Raw genomic sequence first — 19,424 nt, forward strand, 5'->3', positions numbered from 1 at the left:
TCGAAAAGGATGTGGTATCAAACGACTACTGGGTTTGTAGCTCAGCTGGTTAGAGCACTGTGTTGATAACGCAGGGGTCGTAGGTTCGAGTCCTACCAGACCCACCAGTATTTTTTGGGTCAGGCAAGGCGCGAAGAAGCGAAGTGTGCTCATGCACATGAGCGACTGAGCAACGCAGCATCACCCAAAAAGAGGGGGATTAGCTCAGTTGGGAGAGCACCTGCTTTGCAAGCAGGGGGTCGTCGGTTCGATCCCGTCATCCTCCACCATACGCCGCAAACAAAATCGAATTGAGAAGTTTGATTTTGTTTGCGTTGTAAAACGCCCGATCTTTAACAAACTGAAGAAGCCGAATATATAAGACGGCGAGATGAAAGCGTAGAGTTAACTCTTTACGCGGACAAATCGTCATCTTGGGTATTTGATTGTATCTAAGGCTGCGTCGCCATATCAAAAGGGGCGGTGCAGTCGTCGCACAAACACGCTCCGTCGTTTTGGTGATTTAGGTTACTGAAATGATAGGGTCAAGCGACTAAGTGCATCTGGTGGATGCCTTGGCGATCACAGGCGATGAAGGACGTGTAAGCCTGCGAAAAGCGCGGGGGAGCTGGCAATAGAGCTTTGATCCCGCGATGTCCGAATGGGGAAACCCCTCCGCAAGGAGATCCCTGACTGAATACATAGGTCAGTGGAGGCGAACCGAGTGAACTGAAACATCTAAGTAACTCGAGGAACAGAAATCAACCGAGATTCCGTAAGTAGTGGCGAGCGAACGCGGAACAGCCTGTACGTGTTATGGATTGTGTTAGTGGAAGGTTATGGAAAGGACCGCCATAGTGGGTGATAGCCCCGTACACGAAAACACATTCCAAGGACTAGGCGTACGAGAAGTAGGGCGGGACACGCGAAATCCTGTCTGAAGATGGGGGGACCATCCTCCAAGGCTAAATACTCGTGATCGACCGATAGTGAACCAGTACCGTGAGGGAAAGGCGAAAAGAACCCCGGGAGGGGAGTGAAATAGAACCTGAAACCGGATGCATACAAACAGTGGGAGCGGACTTGTTCCGTGACTGCGTACCTTTTGTATAATGGGTCAGCGACTTACGTTCAGTAGCAAGCTTAACCGAATAGGGGAGGCGTAGGGAAACCGAGTCCGAATAGGGCGTCTTAGTTGCTGGGCGTAGACCCGAAACCGAGTGATCTATCCATGGCCAGGATGAAGGTGCGGTAACACGCACTGGAGGTCCGAACCCACTAGTGTTGCAAAACTAGGGGATGAGCTGTGGATAGGGGTGAAAGGCTAAACAAACTCGGAGATAGCTGGTTCTCCCCGAAAACTATTTAGGTAGTGCCTCATGTATCACTTCCGGGGGTAAAGCACTGTTATGGCTAGGGGGTCATTGCGATTTACCAAACCATGGCAAACTCTGAATACCGGAAAGTGCGAGCATGGGAGACAGACGGTGGGTGCTAACGTCCATCGTCAAGAGGGAAACAACCCAGACCGCCAGCTAAGGTCCCAAATGATCAGTTAAGTGGTAAACGAAGTGGGAAGGCCTAGACAGCCAGGATGTTGGCTTAGAAGCAGCCATCATTTAAAGAAAGCGTAATAGCTCACTGGTCGAGTCGTCCTGCGCGGAAGATGTAACGGGGCTCAAACTGATAACCGAAGCTGCGGATGGGCACGTAAGTGTCCGTGGTAGGGGAGCGTTCTGTAGGTCTGTGAAGGTGTCTCGTAAGGGATGCTGGAGATATCAGAAGTGCGAATGCTGACATGAGTAGCGATAAAGCGGGTGAAAAGCCCGCTCGCCGAAAGCCCAAGGTTTCCTACGCAACGTTCATCGGCGTAGGGTGAGTCGGCCCCTAAGGCGAGGCTGAAAAGCGTAGTCGATGGGAAACGGGTTAAAATTCCCGTACTTTTGTGTAGTGCGATGTGGGGACGGAGAAGGTTAGGTCATCAGACTGTTGGAATAGTCTGTTTAAGCCGGTAGGCGTGAGGGGTAGGCAAATCCGCCCTTCTTTAACGCCGAGACGTGATGACGAGGGTCTACGGACCTGAAGTGACTGATACCACGCTTCCAGGAAAAGCCACTAAGCTTCAGCTACACAAGAACCGTACCGCAAACCGACACAGGTGGGCAGGATGAGAATTCTAAGGCGCTTGAGAGAACTCAGGAGAAGGAACTCGGCAAATTGATACCGTAACTTCGGGAGAAGGTATGCCTCTTAGAGTGTAGGACTTCGCGTTCGAAGCTTTGAGAGGTCGCAGAGAATCGGTGGCTGCGACTGTTTAACAAAAACACAGCACTGTGCCAACACGAAAGTGGACGTATACGGTGTGACGCCTGCCCGGTGCCGGAAGGTTAAGTGATGGGGTGCAAGCTCTTGATCGAAGCCCCGGTAAACGGCGGCCGTAACTATAACGGTCCTAAGGTAGCGAAATTCCTTGTCGGGTAAGTTCCGACCCGCACGAATGGCGTAACGATGGCCACACTGTCTCCTCCTGAGACTCAGCGAAGTTGAAGTGTTTGTGAAGATGCAATCTCCCCGCTGCTAGACGGAAAGACCCCGTGAACCTTTACTGTAGCTTTGCATTGGACTTTGAACAGACTTGTGTAGGATAGGTGGGAGGCTTTGAAGCCAGGACGCTAGTTCTGGTGGAGCCGTCCTTGAAATACCACCCTGGTGTGTTTGAGGTTCTAACCTTGGTCCGTGATCCGGATTGGGGACAGTGCATGGTAGGCAGTTTGACTGGGGCGGTCTCCTCCCAAAGTGTAACGGAGGAGTTCGAAGGTTACCTAGGTACGGTCGGAAATCGTGCTGATAGTGCAATGGCAAAAGGTAGCTTAACTGCGAGACCGACAAGTCGAGCAGGTGCGAAAGCAGGACATAGTGATCCGGTGGTTCTGAATGGAAGGGCCATCGCTCAACGGATAAAAGGTACTCCGGGGATAACAGGCTGATACCGCCCAAGAGTTCACATCGACGGCGGTGTTTGGCACCTCGATGTCGGCTCATCACATCCTGGGGCTGTAGCCGGTCCCAAGGGTATGGCTGTTCGCCATTTAAAGTGGTACGTGAGCTGGGTTCAAAACGTCGTGAGACAGTTTGGTCCCTATCTGCAGTGGGCGTTGGAAGTTTGACGGGGGCTGCTCCTAGTACGAGAGGACCGGAGTGGACGCACCTCTGGTGTACCGGTTGTGACGCCAGTCGCATTGCCGGGTAGCTAAGTGCGGAAGAGATAACCGCTGAAAGCATCTAAGCGGGAAACTTGCCTGAAGATGAGACTTCCCTGGAGGCTTGACCTCCCTGAAGAGTCGTTCGAGACCAGGACGTTGATAGGTCGGGTGTGGAAGCGCTGTGAGGCGTGAAGCTAACCGATACTAATTGCTCGTGAGGCTTGATCCTATCATTTGAGTGGCTTGGAGAATCCAAGGCGCGAAGATAGCGTGTGTGCGACACGATCAGATACCGAATATTCAGAATCAGAGAGGATCTCTGGTTCAGGCTTCTTGAGTTTGACCAGTTTATGTCTGGTGGCCATAGCGAGGTGGTCCCACGCCTTCCCATCCCGAACAGGACCGTGAAACGCCTTAGCGCCGATGATAGTGTGGCATTCGCCATGTGAAAGTAGGACACCGCCAGACGCCCCATTGAAAATGCCGAGCCTAATGGCTCGGCATTTCGCTTCCTAATAGTAGCGAAAACAGAATTACGCGACCGCGTTCATGTTTTTTCTGGCGACCATAGCGAGATGGCCCCACGCCTTCCCATTCCGAACAGGACCGTGAAACATCTTAGCGCCGATGATAGTGTGGCATTCGCCATGTGAAAGTAGGACATCGCCAGATCTCCCTATTGCAAAGCCCCAGGTCTAAGCCTGGGGCTTTTTGCGTTTCCAGCTTCCTCGTGATGGTTTGATGAATTGTTTGCGACAGTGTTGTGTCGTTTGCCAGCGCGGTGTACTAAGCTGATTCCTTGAATGCAGACAGTATGCGATTGCTATCAAATATGGCACGGCGGCAGTCCGCTGAGGATCGGGGATAAACAATCGATGCGGGCAGAATCGCAGAGCGCGCCTTCGGACATGACTTTCGGGTGGGAAATCTGGTTTGGAGATCCGGGTTGAAAGCCTTGAGTGGTTTGATTTTGATAGCGTTTAAGTGCTAAAGAATATTTTATATTGTCGAACAGAATAGCCATCTCTTGTATACAATAGGCAGCTTACCCGGACGCGAGGCCGGGGCTGCAAACAATATCGGAGAAACCCATGCAATTCGAATCCTTTGCTCATCAGCAGTCCGCTCTGCGCGATGCGATCACCGCCGCTTACCGGCGCGATGAACGCGAGTGCGTGCAGGCTTTGTTGCCTCAGGCGGCGATGAGTCCCGAGCAAGTCGCATCAGTGCAAGACCTTGCCCGTCGGCTGGTGACCGAGGTGCGCCGCGAGCGCACCCGTTCCAGCGGCGTGGACGCGCTGATGCACGAGTTCTCGTTGGACAGCAGCGAAGGGATCGCCCTGATGTGTCTGGCGGAGGCGCTGCTGCGCATCCCCGACCGCGAGACGGCCGACAAGCTGATCCGCGACAAGATTTCCCGCGGCGACTGGAAGGCCCATTTGGGCAACAGTTCGTCGCTGTTCGTCAACGCGGCCGCTTGGGGCCTGCTGGTGACCGGCAAGCTGGTTTCCTCTCATAGCGCCAACGGCCTGTCGGCGGCGATGACGCGCCTGATCGCCAAAGGCGGCGAGCCGCTGATCCGCAAGGGCGTCGACATGGCGATGCGCATGCTGGGCAAGCAGTTCGTCACCGGCGAGACGATCGAGGAAGCGCTGGCCAACGGCCGCGAACGCGAAGCGCGCGGTTACCGCTTCAGCTACGACATGCTGGGCGAAGCGGCGATGACCGAAGCCGACGCCCAACGCTACCTGAAGGACTACGTCACCGCCATCCATGCGATCGGCAAGGAGTCGAACGGCCGCGGCATCTATGACGGCCCCGGCATCTCGGTGAAGCTGTCCGCGATCCACCCGCGCTATGCCCGCCTGAAGCATGAACGCATGATGACCGAGCTGCTGCCTCGACTGAAGGCGCTGTTCCTGTTGGCCAAGCAATACAATATCGGCCTGAACATCGACGCCGAGGAGGCCGACCGCCTGGAGATCTCGATGGACCTGGTCGAAGCGCTGGCCAACGATGCGGACCTGAACGGCTTCGAAGGCATCGGCATCGTGGTGCAGGCCTACCAGAAGCGCTGTCCCTTCGTGATCGATTTCCTGATCGACCTGGCGCGCCGCACCGGCCACCGCTTCATGGTGCGGCTGGTGAAGGGCGCCTACTGGGACGCCGAGATCAAGCGCGCCCAGGTGGACGGCCTGCCTGGCTATCCGGTGTATACGCGCAAGGTGTACACCGATGTGTCCTACCTTGCCTGCGCCAAGAAGCTGCTGGCCGCCCAGGACGCGATCTACCCGCAGTTCGCCACGCACAACGCCTACAGCCTGTCGGCGATTTACAACCTGGCCGCCGGCAAGGATTACGAGTTCCAGTGCCTGCACGGCATGGGCGAGACCCTGTACGACCAGGTAGTGGGCAAGGACAAGCTGGGCAAGGCTTGCCGCATCTACGCGCCGGTCGGCTCGCATGAGACGCTGCTAGCCTACCTGGTGCGCCGCCTGCTGGAAAACGGCGCCAACTCCTCCTTCGTCAACCGCATCGTCGACGAAAACGTGTCCATCGACGAACTGGTGACCGATCCGGTGGCCGAGGCCGCCGGCTTTTCCGGCATGCCGCACAGCAAGATTCCGCTGCCTGAGGCGCTGTACGGCGAAGGCCGCCGCAATTCCAAAGGCCTGGACCTGTCCAGCGAGCACGTGCTGGCCACGTTGCAGCTGGGCCTGCAGGCGTCCGAGCAGCAGCGTTGGGCCGCCTTCCCCATGCTGGGAGATGGCGATGTCACCGACGGCGAGCTGCAGGAAGTGCGCAATCCGGCCGACCACAGCGATGTGGTGGGCAAGGTGATAGAGGCCAGCGCCGCCGACGTCGAGCGCGCGCTGGCCCTATCGGCCGGCATCGCCGCCGCCTGGGCCGCGACGCCGGTAGCCGAGCGCGCGGCCAGCATCCGCCGCATGGCCGACCTGATGGAGGCGCACATGCCGGCGCTGATGGGCCTGGCGGTGCGCGAGGCGGGCAAGACGCTGAACAACGCCATCGCCGAAGTGCGCGAGGCGGTGGATTTCTGCCGCTACTACGCCGCGCAGATCGTGTCTGAGTTCGACAACGCCAGCCACCGGCCGCTGGGTCCTGTGGTGTGCATCAGCCCGTGGAACTTCCCGCTGGCCATTTTCATCGGCGAAGTCGTCGCGTCTTTGGCCGCCGGCAATACTGTACTGGCCAAGCCGGCCGAGCAGACCAGCCTGATCGCCGCCTACGCGGTGCGCCTGCTGCACGAGGCGGGCATCCCGCGCGCGGCGCTGCAGTTCCTGCCGGGCCGCGGCGAGGTGGTCGGCGCCGCGCTGACCGGCGACGCGCGCATCCAGGGCGTGATCTTCACCGGTTCCACCGAGGTGGCGCAGATCATCAACCGCACGCTGGCAAAACGCCAAGACGATCCGGTGCTGGTGGCGGAAACCGGCGGCATGAACGCGATGATCGTCGACAGCTCGGCGCTGCCGGAACAGGTGGTCACCGATGTGCTGAGCTCTGCCTTCGATTCCGCCGGCCAGCGTTGCTCGGCGCTGCGGGTGCTGTACCTGCAGAACGACATCGCCGACAAGGTGATCGCGATGATCAAGGGGGCGATGGATGAGCTGACCATCGGCAATCCGGCCAAGCTGACCACCGACGTCGGTCCGGTGATCGACGCCGAGGCCCAGGCCGGCCTGCTCGCCCACATCGCCAGGATGAAGAACTCCGCCCGCGCGATGCACCAGACCAAGCTGTCCGCGGCGTGCGAGCAGGGCACTTTCGTCGCGCCGACGCTGTTCGAGATCGACAATCTGTCGGAGCTCAAGCGCGAAGTGTTCGGCCCGGTGCTGCACGTGCTGCGCTATGCCGCGTCGGATCTGGACAAGGTGGTGGCCGAGATCAACGCCACCGGCTATGGCCTGACCCACGGCATCCACAGCCGCATCGACGAAACCATCGCCGACATCTGCGGCAAGATCAAAGTGGGCAATATCTACGTCAACCGCAACATCGTCGGCGCGGTGGTCGGGGTGCAGCCCTTCGGCGGCGAGGGCAAGTCCGGCACCGGTCCCAAGGCAGGCGGTCCGTACTACCTGTACCGCCTGACCCGTGCCGCCTGGCAGCCGAAGCTGGCCGCCGTGCCGGCGGCGGCCGATTTGTCCGCGCTGGACGCGCTGGCGGCCGCGGCCAAGGCGCAGAGCCTGGCGCTGGACGGCGCGATCGCCGCCGCGCGCAAGGAAAGCCCGCTGACGCATAGCGTGGCGTTGCCGGGGCCGACCGGAGAAAACAACTTGCTGTCCTTCGCCGGCCGCGGCCGCATAGGCTGCGTCGCCGACGACGCGCAGGCGCTGGCCGAACAGCTGGCCGCGGCCTTCGCCGCCGGCAACCGCGCGGTGCTGGCCGATAACGAGCTGGGACGCAAGTTCGCGTCCGCCTTGAACGGCCATGTGTCGCTGGCTGCCGACGTGCTGGAAGCGGATGTCGATGCGGTGTTGTACGCCGGCGCCAAGGCCGAGGAGGCACGGCGCGAGCTGGCCGCCCGCGACGGCGCGCTGGTTCCGCTGATCCTGCGCGGCGAAAATGGCTACAATGTGCATCGGCTGGTGGTCGAGCGCGCGCTTAGCGTCAATACCACGGCGGCCGGCGGAAACGCCAGCCTGATGAGCATGACCGAATGATCAACTTGCCAGCCTCTGGCCGCATTGGAATAATGCGGCCAGAGTTTTTACTTTAAGAGCAAGACTGGGATCCGGCACAAGCCGGTTATGTAGAAGCGCGAAGTTGAAGCAACAAGAAGAGGAACGAAGAGATGCAAGTATCCAAGCTGTCCACCCTGACCCTGGCGGTCGCCGCCGCCGTCGCCCTGTCCGCCTGCGGCAAGAAGGAAGAAGCCGCTCCGGCCGGCGCCGCATCCGCTCCGGCCCAGGCTAGCGGCGGCAGCGAAATCAAGATCGGTTTCGCCGCCCCGCTGACCGGTCCGCAGTCGCACTACGGCGAGGAATACAAGAATGGCGTGACCCTGGCGATCGAAGACGCCAACGCCGCGAAGCCGACCATCGCCGGCAAGCCGGTCACCTTCGTGCTGGACGCCCAGGACGACCAGGCCGACCCCAAGACCGCCACCCAGCTGGCGCAGAAGTTCGTCGACGAGAAAGTCGCCGGCATCATCGGCCACTTCAACTCCGGCACCGCCATCCCGGCCTCCAAGATCTACTCCGACGCCGGCATTCCGATGATCGCGATGGCCACCTCGCCGGTGTTCACCGCGCAAGGCTTCAAGAACACCTTCCGCTCGATGACCTCCGACACCCAGCAGGGCAGCGTGATGGGCAAGTTCGCGGTGGAGAAGCTGCACGCGAAGAAGATCGTCATCGTCGACGACCGCACCGCTTACGGCCAGGGCCTGGCGGACGAGTTCGAGAAGGCTGCGCGCGCCGCCGGCGGCGACGTGGTGAAGCGCGAGTTCACCAATGACAAGGCCACCGACTTCACCGCCATCCTGACCTCCATCAAGGGCGCGAACCCGGACGTGGTGTTCTACGGCGGCGCCGACGCGCAGTCCGCTCCGATGGTCAAGCAGATGAAGCGCCTGGGCCTCAAGGCTCCGTTGATCTCCGGCGAAATGACCAAGACCCCGACCTTCCTGCAGCTGGCTGGCAAGGAAGCCGACGGCACCATCGCCTCGCTGGCCGGCCTGCCGCTGGAGCAGATGCCGGGCGGCAAGGATTACGAAACCCGCTACAAGGCCCGCTTCAAGGCCGACGTGGCGACTTATTCGCCGTACGGCTACGACGCCACCCGCACGCTGATCCAGGCGATGGAGCAGGCCAATTCGGCAGATCCCAAGGCCTATCTGCCGGTGCTGGCCAAGATCACCCACCAGGGCGTGACTTCCAGCAACTGGACCTACGACGACAAGGGCGACCTGAAGGACGGCGGCATCACCGTCTACAAGGTCCAGAACGGCCAGTGGACCGTGATGGAAACCGTTGGCGGCGGCGCCCCGGGCAAGGATGCTTCGGCGGCCAAGTAAGACGGTTTTCGTATGTAGGAAACGGCGCGGATCTCCGCGCCGTTTTTGTTTTTGTCGCTGATAAAAGATAAAGCAAATATCAGTCTAATAAGTAATATTTCATTGAGTATATTATTTTGGAGTATTGTTTTATTGGGGATTGGTTTTTTGCAACGGTGTCAATCTAATTATCTTTTTCTCGAACGTGCCGGTTGGAAATATATTTACAATATTTCTGAGGTATTGTAATTTCCACATGCCATGTTTTTGATTCTGGACAAACAGATTGCGTCCAGTTTCGCGAACTTTTATTAAGCTTGTTTTGATTTTGACAGTCTGTGGTTTCGTTAAGCGTTTCCGCATCGGCTGTTTTAGCCTTCCTGTTTTTTATTTCATGGTTTTATTACTTTATTTGATGCGATTAACTTCGCAGGGGATCTTTTTGCCTCTTGCCGGCTTGTGATTTGTGATTTTTTAATTAATTAATTCTGATCTGCAATAAGGAAGTGTCATGGCAAATCGTAGAGTGGTAGTAACCGGATATGGTTCTTTGACCTCTCTGGGGGAGAACTCTGCCGAGGCGTGGGAAGCCATCATGAATGGCAAGCTGGGTTATCGAAAATTCGAGTTGGAAAACCAGCAAATCAAGGCCAAGTTCTTTTCATTTTTGGATGAGAATAAAGCGCGCTATCGAGGCATCCCCAAGGCCATTTCCCGCGCCTTGCCGGCATTCGCCAAAAATGCGGTTGTGGCGGCCCGGGAAGCGATCGATATGGCTTTCGGTAGCCCGGAGGCTATTGCGGAACATTATCCGGCGCATGAATGCGGCGTCATCATCGGCACGGGGTGGGGGGGGCTCGATGAAGCGTACGACATCCGCGACGCTTATCGCGATACCGGATTCGGCAGTCCTTTGGGCAGCCTGATTTCCATGCCTAGCATCGCCACCGGAGCTTGCACGCTGATGTGGAATCTGCGCGGCTACCAGAATACGGTGATCGCGGCTTGCGCCACGGGCACCATCGCGATAGGCGACGCGTATGAGGCGATTCGGCAAGGGCGCGCCAGCATGATGCTGGCTGGCGGTTCCGAGACGCTGCGCAATGAAACCAATATCTGGAACATCGACGTGCTCAATGCTTTGAGCAAGGAGCAGGAGGAAGCGGAGAGGGCCTGCTGCCCGTTTGACCGCCGCCGGTCCGGTTTCGTGCTCGCCGAGGGCGCGGCGGTGTTGTGTCTGGAGGAGTTGGAGCATGCTCAGCACCGCGGCGCCACCATACTGGGCGAGATCAAGGGTTATGGCAGCTTTTCCGACGCCCGCGATTTCACCGCCCCGGCCGAGGACATGCTGGCCCGCGTCAAGTCGATCGAATTCGCGCTCAAGCAGGCCGGCAAGCGGCCGGAGGACATCGACTACATCAATGCTCACGGCACGTCGACGCCGTTGAATGACTTGAACGAATCCAACGCCATCAAGGCCGCTTTGGGGGCGCATGCGAAGCGTGTCCCGGTGTCCAGCACCAAGTCGTACAGCGGCCACCTGATCTCCGCTGCGGGCAGTTTCGAATCCATCATCTGCTTGAAGGCCATCGCGACCGGCATCCTGCCTGGCACCGCTAATCTGCTGGAATCCGATCCCGAGTGCGACCTCAACTATCTGCCGAACGGGCACCTGCATGGCCAAGCGGTGGACACCACTCTCAACCTCAGCTTCGGCTTCGGCGGCGCAAACGCGGCGCTGGTGATAGAAAGGGCGCGTTGATGCTGCTCAGTTTCGACAACAAGGCGATCGCGGATTGGGCGAAGCTGTCCGGAGACTACAACCCCATCCATTTTGAAGTGGAGCGGGCGAGGGAAACCGGCGCCAACGACATCATCGTGCACGGCATGCTGCCGCTGCTGCATATCAAGCAGCGGCTGAGCACGGTGTTGCCGGCCGATACCGGCAGAGACTGGGTATCGGTCAAGGCTATGTTCCGCTCGCCCGTGCTTCGCCAATTGCCGCATGCGTTGGAAATTCAGCCGGGCAAACAGCGCAGCCGCTTCTCCCTGCGCGCGACGCATGACGCCTCCGAGGTGATGGCCGGCAGCGTATATCGCTCCGTGCCGGCGGAGTCGCCGGAGCAACCGGCCAGTTTTTCGATAGACCGCCAGCTGTTCCGCGAGAAAAGAGCGGTGTTTGCGGAGGCCTTTCCGGATTTCGACCGCGCCTGGCTGTTGGTGGACGCGTTGACTTTTTCCCAATTCCTGTCCAGCGAAGTGCCGTTTTCCATCGTCCGCGATCTGGCGAAGATGAGCGGCATCGCAAGCCAGCATGAGTTGATGGACGCCGCCCTGACGGTGCAGACGGCTCATACGGTGATGGTCGAGCCGGAGCTGTTCCGCATGCCGCTGAGCCAGTTGAAGGATCCGGGGGAAATTCGCTGCGAGCTGCACGCGCCGGTGACCGTGCCCAACAGCAAGGACACCTTGTCCGGCCTGAGCCAATTTACCGTGCGGCTGGATGGCCGTCCGGTCATGCAATCGGAAGTGGGCCTGCTGGTTCGCTTCAAGTCTTGAGTCTTGTCCCTTCGATAAAGGAAGCATCATGTTGAACGAAAACCAAATCTTTGACGAACTGAAAGCCCTGATCCTGGACATGAAGGAGATCGAGGAGGATCAAGTGCAGCTCTCCTCCAGCTTTGAGGCGCTCGAACTGGACAGCCTCGATTTCGTAGAAGTTCAAGTGTCGGTGAAGAAGCGCTACGGCGTCGATCTGGTGTCCGATTTGTTCGCCTCCGGCAAGATCGCGGACATGGGGCAACTGGTCGGTTATATCGCCGCAGAGTCCGCCCAGAAGAACACAGCCGAAGCCTGATCGGAGAAAACGCATGGAAACGTCCACTGTTGCGCGCGACCCGCTGGGTCTGTCCGACGAGAGCCGACGCAAGGTGCAAACGCTGATCCGCGCTTCGCACCGCAAAACCATGGAGCTGGAAAGCGTGTTGCCATGGGAGAACGGCATCAACCTGAGCCTGCCGCCGAAAATGGAAACCGGCAGCTGGATCTACGGCACGCCTTATTGGGATGCCATGACTCCGGAGCAGCGCCATGAAACCCTGTGGAAGGAAACCGCCCGCGATGTGTCGATGTTCATCTGGCTGGAGCAGACGCTGCCGCCGCTGTATGTCGGCTATATCAACCGTTTCCGCTTCGACCTGTCGCCCGAGGTGTATGAGTACCTGATGATTTTCTCCCGGGAGGAGATCACGCATACCCTGATGTTCCGGCGTTACATGAAGATGGCGGGACTGGAGCTGTTCCAGCCGCCTGGCGGCGCCTACGGCAGCTTTGTGGAGAAGCTGCCGATGATGAACCCGGTGATCGGCATCCTGTGGACGCTGATGATCGAGTGGGCCGCGGAGCTGAGCGCGATGTATCTGACTCAGTCGGCGGAAGTCGAGCCGCTGACCAAGATGATGTTCCATGAGCATCATATCGAGGAGGTGCGCCACATCGCATTCGGCAAGCGCATTGTCGAGCATTTCTTCGAGACCGCTCCCGAGGCGGAGCTGGCGGCGATGCGAGCGCAAATCGGCCAGCTGCTGCGCCATTTCAAGGCGGAGATGACTTTCAACAGCGAAATCGCCAAGCACACCTCCTTTGTCTTCCCGATACAGCCGGGCGATGAAGAAGCGATCGCGCTGGTAAGAGGGTCGGCCAACAACCAGCGTCTGAACAGCGAGCGCTTCGCAGAGCTGGATCAGTGGTTCGCAGAACTGGGGATTGTATGAGCGAGGCGGTCTGGGACATCGTTTGCGTCGGCTCTGGCATCGCTGCGCTGACTTATGCGGCGGCCCTGACCGCGCAGCGCCCGGGTTTGCGGGTTTTGCTGCTTGAGCAGCATACGGTGCCGGGGGGGTACTCCAGCGAGTTCGTGCGCCCCAAGCAAGGCGCGCGCTTCGATTGCAGCTTGCACAAGCTGTCCGGCATGGGCGAGCAAGGGAACCTGAGGCAGGTGTTTCGCGCGCTGGGGCTGGAGGAGCGGATCAATCTGCATTTTTCGCCGGTATTGTTCCAGGCGGCCGGGCCGCTATGGCTGGAAGTGTCGGAATCGCCGGAGCAGGCCTTGGATGGCTTGCTCCAGGCATTCCCCGGCCAGCGCGAGGGCCTGCTGCGGTTTTTCGACGACATCGCGGTGCATGGGAAAAACGGCTATCTGCAGTTTGAGATGCTGCAGGGACGATACGAGCCGGATTTCGCCGCGATGCGGTATGCCCGCAAGCATCTGAAGAACATCACGGTGCGGGATGCATTGCGGCGGATGTTCGACGATCCGCAACTGTGCGAGCTGTTGGCGCTGCCGTCGATCTATGTCGGTTCATTTCCGGAGCAGTGCAGTTATCTGTACTTCCTGCATGTGGTCTACGCCAATCTGTACATGCGCAGCGCCTACATGGACGGCGGTTCGCAGCGGTTGTCCAATTTGCTGGTGGAGCAAATTCGGGCGCGGGGCGGCGAAGTCGTGCTGAACGTCAACGTCGAGCGCATTCTGGTCGACAAGAGCGCCATGCGCGCGACCGGCGTGGCAACCGACCGGGGCGAGTTTCTGGCGCGGGAGGTTTTGGTCAACGCTTCGCCGGTCTATGCGCTGGAGCAGCTGTTCGAACCCATGCCGGAGTTGGATGCCCCTCGGCAGCTCGTATCCCGGATACGGCCAGCCAATGCCACCAGCACGCTTTATTTGGTGCTGGACGAGGACCCTGCCCAACTGGGGCTGCCACACGCGGAAACCATGCTGTTGGCCGATGATCCGGACGCCGCGTGGCGCGCGCGCGAGCGCTCGCGCGCCGATCCCATGAGCGAGGCGTTGGCCGAGGAGGCCTATTGGCGGCGCTCGTCTCTGGAAATCACCAACTATCACGCGCTGGACGCGAGCGGCGGCAAGGTGGTCATCGTCAATGCGCTGGATGATCCGCGTCATTGGCCGCGGCGGAAAACGCCCGAATACAGAGCCAAGAAAAAGCGCGGCCAGCAAGCGCTGCTGGAGCGCGTGGGCAGGCACTTTCCGGATTTGTCGGACCGTATCGTTTACGCGGAACTGTCCAGCCCGCATACCTACCAGCGATACACCAACAATACCGCGGGGTCCGGCTATGGCGCTCTGGTGGCGCCGGATGCCTCGCCGGCGCTGATCAACCACCGTTTTCCTGTGGCTGGTGTCAGCTTCCTAAGCGCCTGGGTGGCGGGATCGGGCTACGAGGCCGCAATGGGGTATTCCATGTTCAAGGCCAGCTCGGCGGTCCCCGCCGCGGCGAGCGTTTGAACGACATCAATTGAAGGAGCGGCAATGCAAGACGAAATCATGCAACCATGGGTGTTGGTGACCGGCGGCAGCCGAGGCATAGGCAGGGGCCTGGTGTTGGAGCTGGCGAAGGACTACCGGGTGGTTTTCACCTACAAGAACAATGCGGAGCAGGCGCGTGCAGTGGAGGAGTCGGTCCTGAGAATGGGCGGAGAGGCTTATGCGGTCCAGTGCGACGGCAGCGACCCGGAAGCCGCGAAGCGCTTGGCGACGCAGTGCCTGGAGCGCTTCGGCGCGCCGTACGCCGTCATCAACAACGCCGGCGTGACCCGGGATGGCCTCATGATGTCCATGTCGCTGGAGTCATGGCGCGACGTGATATCCACGAATCTGGACGCGGTGTTCCATGTCACGCAGGCGTTCCTGCCGGCCATGTGCGGCGAAAAACGGGGTGCGGTGCTGTTGATGTCCTCCGTCACCGCGATCAAGGGCAATATGGGCCAAGCCAACTACGCGGCGACCAAGGCGGCCATGGCGGGGCTGGCCCGCACCTTGGCGCTGGAGACCGCCCGTTTCAAAATCCGGGTCAATGCGATCGCGCCGGGGCTGATCGACACGGATATGGCGGACGATATTCCAGAGAAGGCGCGGCAACAGCTGGAGAAGAGTATTCCATTGCGCCGTTTGGGCACCGTGGGAGAGGTGGCCGGCCTGGCGAAGTACTTATTGTCCGATGCCGCGGCTTACATCACCGGACAAACCATCGTGATAGATGGCGGACTCAGCAGCTGAGGTGGATACGACGCGGAAGAGCCGCGCCGACAGGAGAGCATCATGACTTATGTTGTTTTAAGCGACTGCATAGGCTGTAAGCATTCGGATTGCGTGGATGTGTGTCCGACTGACAGCTTTCACGAAGGGCCAAACATGCTCGCCATCAATCCCGATGATTGCATCGACTGCGGCCTGTGCGTGCCGGAATGCCCGATCGACGCCATTCGGGAAGACAAGGCCGTGCCGTCCCACGAGCACGGCATGATCGCCCTCAATGCAGAATTGGCGCAGCGTTGGCCCAATATCACCAAGAGCAAGCCGGCTTTGCCGGAAGCCGAGGCCTGGAGGGGAAGGCCGGACAAGCTGCAATATCTGGAGGATTACTCCGAAACCGTCTGATGGAGCCAAAGCATGCTGAGTTTGACGCTGTGTCTGGTTTTTGCACTGATTAGCGCAATGCATTTCTATTGGGCGCTGGGGGGGCAGGTCGGCTTGTCCTCCGCCATTCCTGAGGTGGATGGCCGGAAACTGTTCCAGCCATCGGCGATCGGGACTGCCGTCATCGCCTTGCTGCTTGCCTTGGCTGCGGCCGCGGTTGTTTTGCATGGGGGGCGGTTCTTCCCGGAAACAAGCTGGTCGGCGCGCCTGCTGAAGTGGGGGCTGTTGGCGTTGAGCGCAGGCATGTTGCTGCGAGGCGTCGGCGAGTTCCGCTACGTCGGTCTTTTCAAGCGGGTCAAGGGCAGCCGCTTCGCCCGCAACGACACGCGTTTCTATTCCCCGCTGTGCCTGATGCTGGCGGCAGGGTTGTTCTATCTTGCGTGGTAACCGCTGAAGGCTGGGCATGGACGGGCAGGCGGCCGTCCATGCTTTTCATATCCGGCTTCGACAGCCATTTTGGGAAGAGATAGCATGCGGATATGAACAAAGCCGACGGTAACAATATGGCAAAAATCCTACCTTCGCCTTGCATTGGCGTTTGCAGGCTGGACGACAGCGGGCAGGTCTGCGTCGGCTGCCGCCGCACGCTGGATGAAATCGCGGGCTGGTCCCGCTACGGCGAGGAACAGAAACAGCAGGTCTGGCGACGGTTGTTGGCGTTGCCATTGCCGGTGCAAGCCAAGACCTGTCCGCAATGCGGCAGCGGCTTCGCCTGCGGCGCGGGCGGGGAGGCCGGCGGTTGCTGGTGCGCCGATCTGCCGTTAGAGCTGTCGCCAAGCGAGGCCGATAGCGACTGCCTGTGCCCGGTGTGTCTGCAGCAACGGCTGCGATAAGCGGAGACAACCCGGGTCCGCATCCCGCGATGCGTGCCTCGCGTCTTGCGCGAGCGTTATCGGAGCGAACGTCAGTTCGGTTTCAGAAGCCGCAATTCTCTTACCCAGCCTTGCATCCTCTTGCCATGGCTGCGCGTCGCCTGTTCCAAGCTCTTCGCGGGCTTGGCTTCGCGGCTTTCTCGCCGCGGACTTGCCAACCCCTCTCATGCCGGCTTAATGTCATATGAGTGTTGCCGGCCGCGCCGGGCATGCCGCCGCGGTTGTCCTGAACCCTGTTGGAGGCACCCTCATGGGCGAAACCGCGGCCAGAGCAGGCCAGGCCTTTCCCGCCAATCTGGAAAAGACGCTGGATGAGAGAATGGAGGCGCTTCGGCGCCAGATTGCTCGGCGGGCAGAAGAGATTGCGGGTGAAAGCGGAGAGCCGGTCGACATCGACAGTCTGGGGTTGGCCATGGATGAGACGCTCCATGGCAGAAAAACGTCGCGGCCGGGATTTTTCGAGCTATTTCCGCCGTTTACCTGCGTCTGCGCCGCGCTATGCCTTGCCTTTGCAGCCTTTGGACTGCTGTTCCCGCTGCTGGATCCGATTCCGGGAGGGGGCAAGAGCTCCGAACTGGTGGTTGGTTTCCTCGACATCGCCAAGATCTTCGCCGGCGCGATCGTCGGCTCGACTTCTTCCGTCGTGATCGCGGCGTCGCGGGCGCGGCGTTCCGGCTGAGCGGATTTGGGAAAGCAAATGACTTATCAAATATTGCTTTCAGGCAAGCATCGCGTACTGGAGTGGCGCGGCGAATTGAGCGACGCGTCCCAGGCTGCTGAGCTGATTTCCGCCTGCATCGGCGAAGAGTGCGCGCGGCTGCTGATTCCGCGCGAAGCGCTGCCGGAAGCCTTCTTCCAGCTGAGCAGCCGTTTCGCCGGCGAGTTCCTGCAGAAGCTGCAGAATTACCGGCTGCAAACCGCGGTGGTGATCGACGCGCAGCGCGGTTACGGCCAGCGTTTCGGCGAATTCCTGCGCGAGGCGAAACGCGGCCATTATACCCGCTTGTTTCTGGAGCGGGATAAGGCGATGGACTGGTTGGCGACGTGTTGAGCGGTCATCGCCAACCACGCCTTTGTCATGCTAGTCTGGGCTTTTATCTGTCCTGAGGATGGCGGGCGTCCCAGGCCGCCCGCCGCGTTTGGCCATGTCTTCCGTTTTCTCCGATTTTTACCGCCATGCCTGGCGCTGGCGCAGCGGCCGCCAGGGCAGCGGCTACGACAAGATGCTGCTGCTGACCGCGCGCTGGCCCTTGCCGTTCGATTGCTACCTGATCCGTTATCCGCATGGCTCGGCGATTCCGCCTCATGTGGACCCGGTGGGGAAGGGCCGCCATTATCGGCTCAACCTGATCCTCAAGTCGCCGCAGGCCGGCGGCGAATTCGTCTGTGCCGCGCCGCTGTTTTCCAGTCGGCGGATCAAGCTGTTTCGGCCGGATCTGTGCGAGCACAGCGTGACGCGGGTGGAAGGCGGCAGCCGCTATGTGCTGTCGATAGGCTGGGTGCGGGACGCGGGCAATTTCTGACGATGGCCGGTTTGCGTGACGCGGAGGGCGCGCTTGCCCGATGCGAACGCGTTCGGCCGAATCTCACAATCTGATGCCGCGTACCGACGGCGCGGCGGGCACGGAGGCGGGATGCTGGAACGGGATGTGGTGAGGAGCAAGGCGGAGGACGGCATCGCGCGGCTGGAGTTGCATCGGCCGGATTGCCTGAATGCGATGAACCGCCAGCTGCTGCGGCAACTGCTGGCCGCGCTGGAGTGGGCGGCGGCCAACGACGCGGTGAGGGCGGTGCTGATCACCGGCCATGGCCGGGTGTTTTCCGCTGGAGCCGACATCCGTTACCTGAACCGGGCGCCGGCGGCCGAGGTGCGCGAACTGGCCAGGCTGGCGGTGGCGGTCACCGGCCGGATCGAGGCGCTGGGCAAGCCGGTTCTGGCCGCGTTGAACGGCGACGCGTTGGGGGGCGGCCTGGAGATCGCCGAGGCCTGCACGCTGCGGGTGGCGGCCTCGCACGCCCGTTTCGGCCATCCGGAAGTGAAGATAGGCGCGGTGGCCGGTTTCGGCGGCACCACCCGGCTGCCCAGATTGATCGGCAAGGGCAGGGCGGCGGAGATGCTGCTGACCGGCAGGCTGATCGACGCCGACGAGGCCTGCCGGCTGGGTCTGGTCAATCGGGTTGTGCCCGCCGACGATTTGATCGCCGAGTCCGAGGCGCTGTTGAGCGAGGTCCTGGCCCAGTCGCCGCTGGCGGTGAGGCTGAGCTGGGAAGCCATGCATCGCGGCCTGTCTTTGTCCGAGGACGAGTCGGCCCGGCTCGGCGCCGATTACTTCGGCCTGGCGGCGCAAAGCGAGGATTTCCGCATCGGTACCCGCGCCTTCCTGGACAAGCGGGCGCCCAAGTTCAAGGGGAGATGAAAGGAGGCGGCGATGAAACCGCGCATCACCTTGCTGACGCTGGGCGTCGACGATCTGGAACGCGCGCTGGCGTTCTATCGCGACGGATTGGGACTGCCGAGCGAGGGCATCGTCGGCGCCGAGTTCGAGCACGGCGCCGTCGCCTTTTTCGAGCTGGAGGGGGGCTTGAGGCTGGCGCTGTTTCCGCGCGCCAGCCTGGCGCGCGACGCCGGGCTGCCGCAGCAGCCGGCCAGCGCCACCGAGCTGACGATAGGCCACAACGTCGCTTCCCGCGCGGAGGTGGACGCGGCGATGCACCAGGCCGAGCAGGCCGGCGCCGCCATCGTCAAGCCGGCCCAGGATACGTTCTGGGGCGGCTATGCCGGCTATTTCCAGGACCCGGACGGCCATTTGTGGGAGGTGGCGTGGAATCCGCAGTGGTGCGTGCCGGCGTGATCG

17 protein-coding genes, 2 tRNA genes and 3 rRNA genes are annotated in these 19,424 nt (G+C 60.4%); 21 read left to right on the plus strand and 1 reads right to left on the minus strand.

Annotated features, from left to right (window positions below):
* Positions 1-30: 30 nt before the first annotated feature.
* The 5 genes from CV_RS07500 (at position 31) to rrf (CV_RS07520) (ending at position 3,854) form a co-directional block, all read left to right on the plus strand.
* Positions 31-107: transfer RNA gene (locus tag CV_RS07500), tRNA-Ile, on the plus strand.
* A gap of 86 nt (positions 108-193) precedes the next feature.
* Positions 194-269: transfer RNA gene (locus tag CV_RS07505), tRNA-Ala, on the plus strand.
* A 253-nt stretch (positions 270-522) separates the two neighbouring features.
* Positions 523-3,411, plus strand: a 23S ribosomal RNA gene (locus CV_RS07510).
* Positions 3,412-3,535: 124 nt separating this feature from the next.
* A 5S ribosomal RNA gene (gene rrf, locus CV_RS07515) occupies positions 3,536-3,650 on the plus strand.
* Positions 3,651-3,739: 89 nt separating this feature from the next.
* A 5S ribosomal RNA gene (rrf, locus tag CV_RS07520) occupies positions 3,740-3,854 on the plus strand.
* A gap of 154 nt (positions 3,855-4,008) precedes the next feature.
* Here the strand turns inward: rrf (CV_RS07520) and CV_RS23450 are convergent.
* A complete protein-coding gene (locus tag CV_RS23450) occupies positions 4,009-4,206 on the minus strand; it encodes a hypothetical protein (RefSeq protein WP_147296180.1) in 198 nt (65 codons plus the stop codon).
* 67 nt (positions 4,207-4,273) lie between these two features.
* Between CV_RS23450 and putA the strand changes: the two genes are divergently transcribed.
* The 16 genes from putA to CV_RS07600 all read left to right on the plus strand — a co-directional run bounded on the left by putA (position 4,274) and on the right by CV_RS07600 (position 19,421).
* On the plus strand, positions 4,274-7,867 hold the full coding sequence (gene putA, locus CV_RS07525; protein WP_011135090.1) for a trifunctional transcriptional regulator/proline dehydrogenase/L-glutamate gamma-semialdehyde dehydrogenase: 3,594 nt from the start codon (positions 4,274-4,276) through the stop codon (positions 7,865-7,867).
* Between the two features lie 131 nt (positions 7,868-7,998).
* Positions 7,999-9,222, plus strand: coding sequence for a branched-chain amino acid ABC transporter substrate-binding protein (locus tag CV_RS07530; RefSeq protein ID WP_011135091.1), 1,224 nt, complete (start codon positions 7,999-8,001; stop codon positions 9,220-9,222).
* A gap of 490 nt (positions 9,223-9,712) precedes the next feature.
* Positions 9,713-10,963 carry a beta-ketoacyl-[acyl-carrier-protein] synthase family protein gene (locus CV_RS07535; protein WP_011135093.1) on the plus strand — a complete coding sequence of 417 codons (1,251 nt, stop codon included), beginning with the start codon at positions 9,713-9,715 and terminating at the stop codon, positions 10,961-10,963.
* Complete coding sequence (locus CV_RS22095) at positions 10,963-11,760, plus strand: MaoC family dehydratase (RefSeq protein WP_011135094.1); 798 nt, start codon at positions 10,963-10,965, stop codon at positions 11,758-11,760. The genes CV_RS07535 and CV_RS22095 overlap by 1 nt, the downstream gene beginning before the upstream one ends.
* 28 nt (positions 11,761-11,788) lie before the next feature.
* Complete coding sequence (locus CV_RS07545; protein ID WP_011135095.1) at positions 11,789-12,058, plus strand: acyl carrier protein; 270 nt, start codon at positions 11,789-11,791, stop codon at positions 12,056-12,058.
* 13 nt (positions 12,059-12,071) lie between these two features.
* Positions 12,072-12,974, plus strand: coding sequence for a diiron oxygenase (locus CV_RS07550; protein ID WP_011135096.1), 903 nt, complete (start codon positions 12,072-12,074; stop codon positions 12,972-12,974).
* On the plus strand, positions 12,971-14,506 hold the full coding sequence (locus CV_RS07555; protein ID WP_011135097.1) for a phytoene desaturase family protein: 1,536 nt from the start codon (positions 12,971-12,973) through the stop codon (positions 14,504-14,506). Before CV_RS07550 ends, CV_RS07555 begins: the two co-directional genes overlap by 4 nt.
* A 24-nt stretch (positions 14,507-14,530) precedes the next feature.
* Positions 14,531-15,277 (plus strand): 3-oxoacyl-ACP reductase FabG, encoded by a 747-nt coding sequence (fabG, locus tag CV_RS07560; RefSeq protein WP_011135098.1) that lies wholly within the window; start codon positions 14,531-14,533, stop codon positions 15,275-15,277.
* Between the two features lie 42 nt (positions 15,278-15,319).
* The gene (gene fdxA / locus CV_RS07565) at positions 15,320-15,658 is read left to right on the plus strand and encodes a ferredoxin FdxA (protein ID WP_011135099.1); all 339 of its coding nucleotides are present in this window, start codon (positions 15,320-15,322) and stop codon (positions 15,656-15,658) included.
* A 12-nt stretch (positions 15,659-15,670) separates the two neighbouring features.
* Positions 15,671-16,084 carry a DUF3995 domain-containing protein gene (locus tag CV_RS07570; RefSeq protein ID WP_011135100.1) on the plus strand — a complete coding sequence of 138 codons (414 nt, stop codon included), beginning with the start codon at positions 15,671-15,673 and terminating at the stop codon, positions 16,082-16,084.
* A gap of 116 nt (positions 16,085-16,200) precedes the next feature.
* On the plus strand, positions 16,201-16,530 hold the full coding sequence (locus CV_RS07575; RefSeq protein ID WP_099427778.1) for a DUF1289 domain-containing protein: 330 nt from the start codon (positions 16,201-16,203) through the stop codon (positions 16,528-16,530).
* A gap of 289 nt (positions 16,531-16,819) precedes the next feature.
* Entirely contained in the window at positions 16,820-17,248 is a 429-nt protein-coding gene (locus CV_RS07580; RefSeq protein WP_043595789.1) for a hypothetical protein, read from the plus strand.
* 18 nt (positions 17,249-17,266) lie between these two features.
* Entirely contained in the window at positions 17,267-17,620 is a 354-nt protein-coding gene (locus CV_RS07585) for a DUF4180 domain-containing protein (RefSeq protein ID WP_011135103.1), read from the plus strand.
* 94 nt (positions 17,621-17,714) lie between these two features.
* Positions 17,715-18,092, plus strand: coding sequence for a hypothetical protein (locus CV_RS07590; protein WP_043595790.1), 378 nt, complete (start codon positions 17,715-17,717; stop codon positions 18,090-18,092).
* Positions 18,093-18,203: 111 nt separating this feature from the next.
* The gene (locus tag CV_RS07595; protein ID WP_011135105.1) at positions 18,204-18,986 is read left to right on the plus strand and encodes an enoyl-CoA hydratase/isomerase family protein; all 783 of its coding nucleotides are present in this window, start codon (positions 18,204-18,206) and stop codon (positions 18,984-18,986) included.
* Positions 18,987-18,998: 12 nt separating this feature from the next.
* A complete protein-coding gene (locus CV_RS07600) occupies positions 18,999-19,421 on the plus strand; it encodes a VOC family protein (protein WP_011135106.1) in 423 nt (140 codons plus the stop codon).
* Positions 19,422-19,424: the final 3 nt, after the last annotated feature.

Source organism: Chromobacterium violaceum ATCC 12472 (genome assembly GCF_000007705.1).
Taxonomy (GTDB): domain Bacteria; phylum Pseudomonadota; class Gammaproteobacteria; order Burkholderiales; family Chromobacteriaceae; genus Chromobacterium; species Chromobacterium violaceum.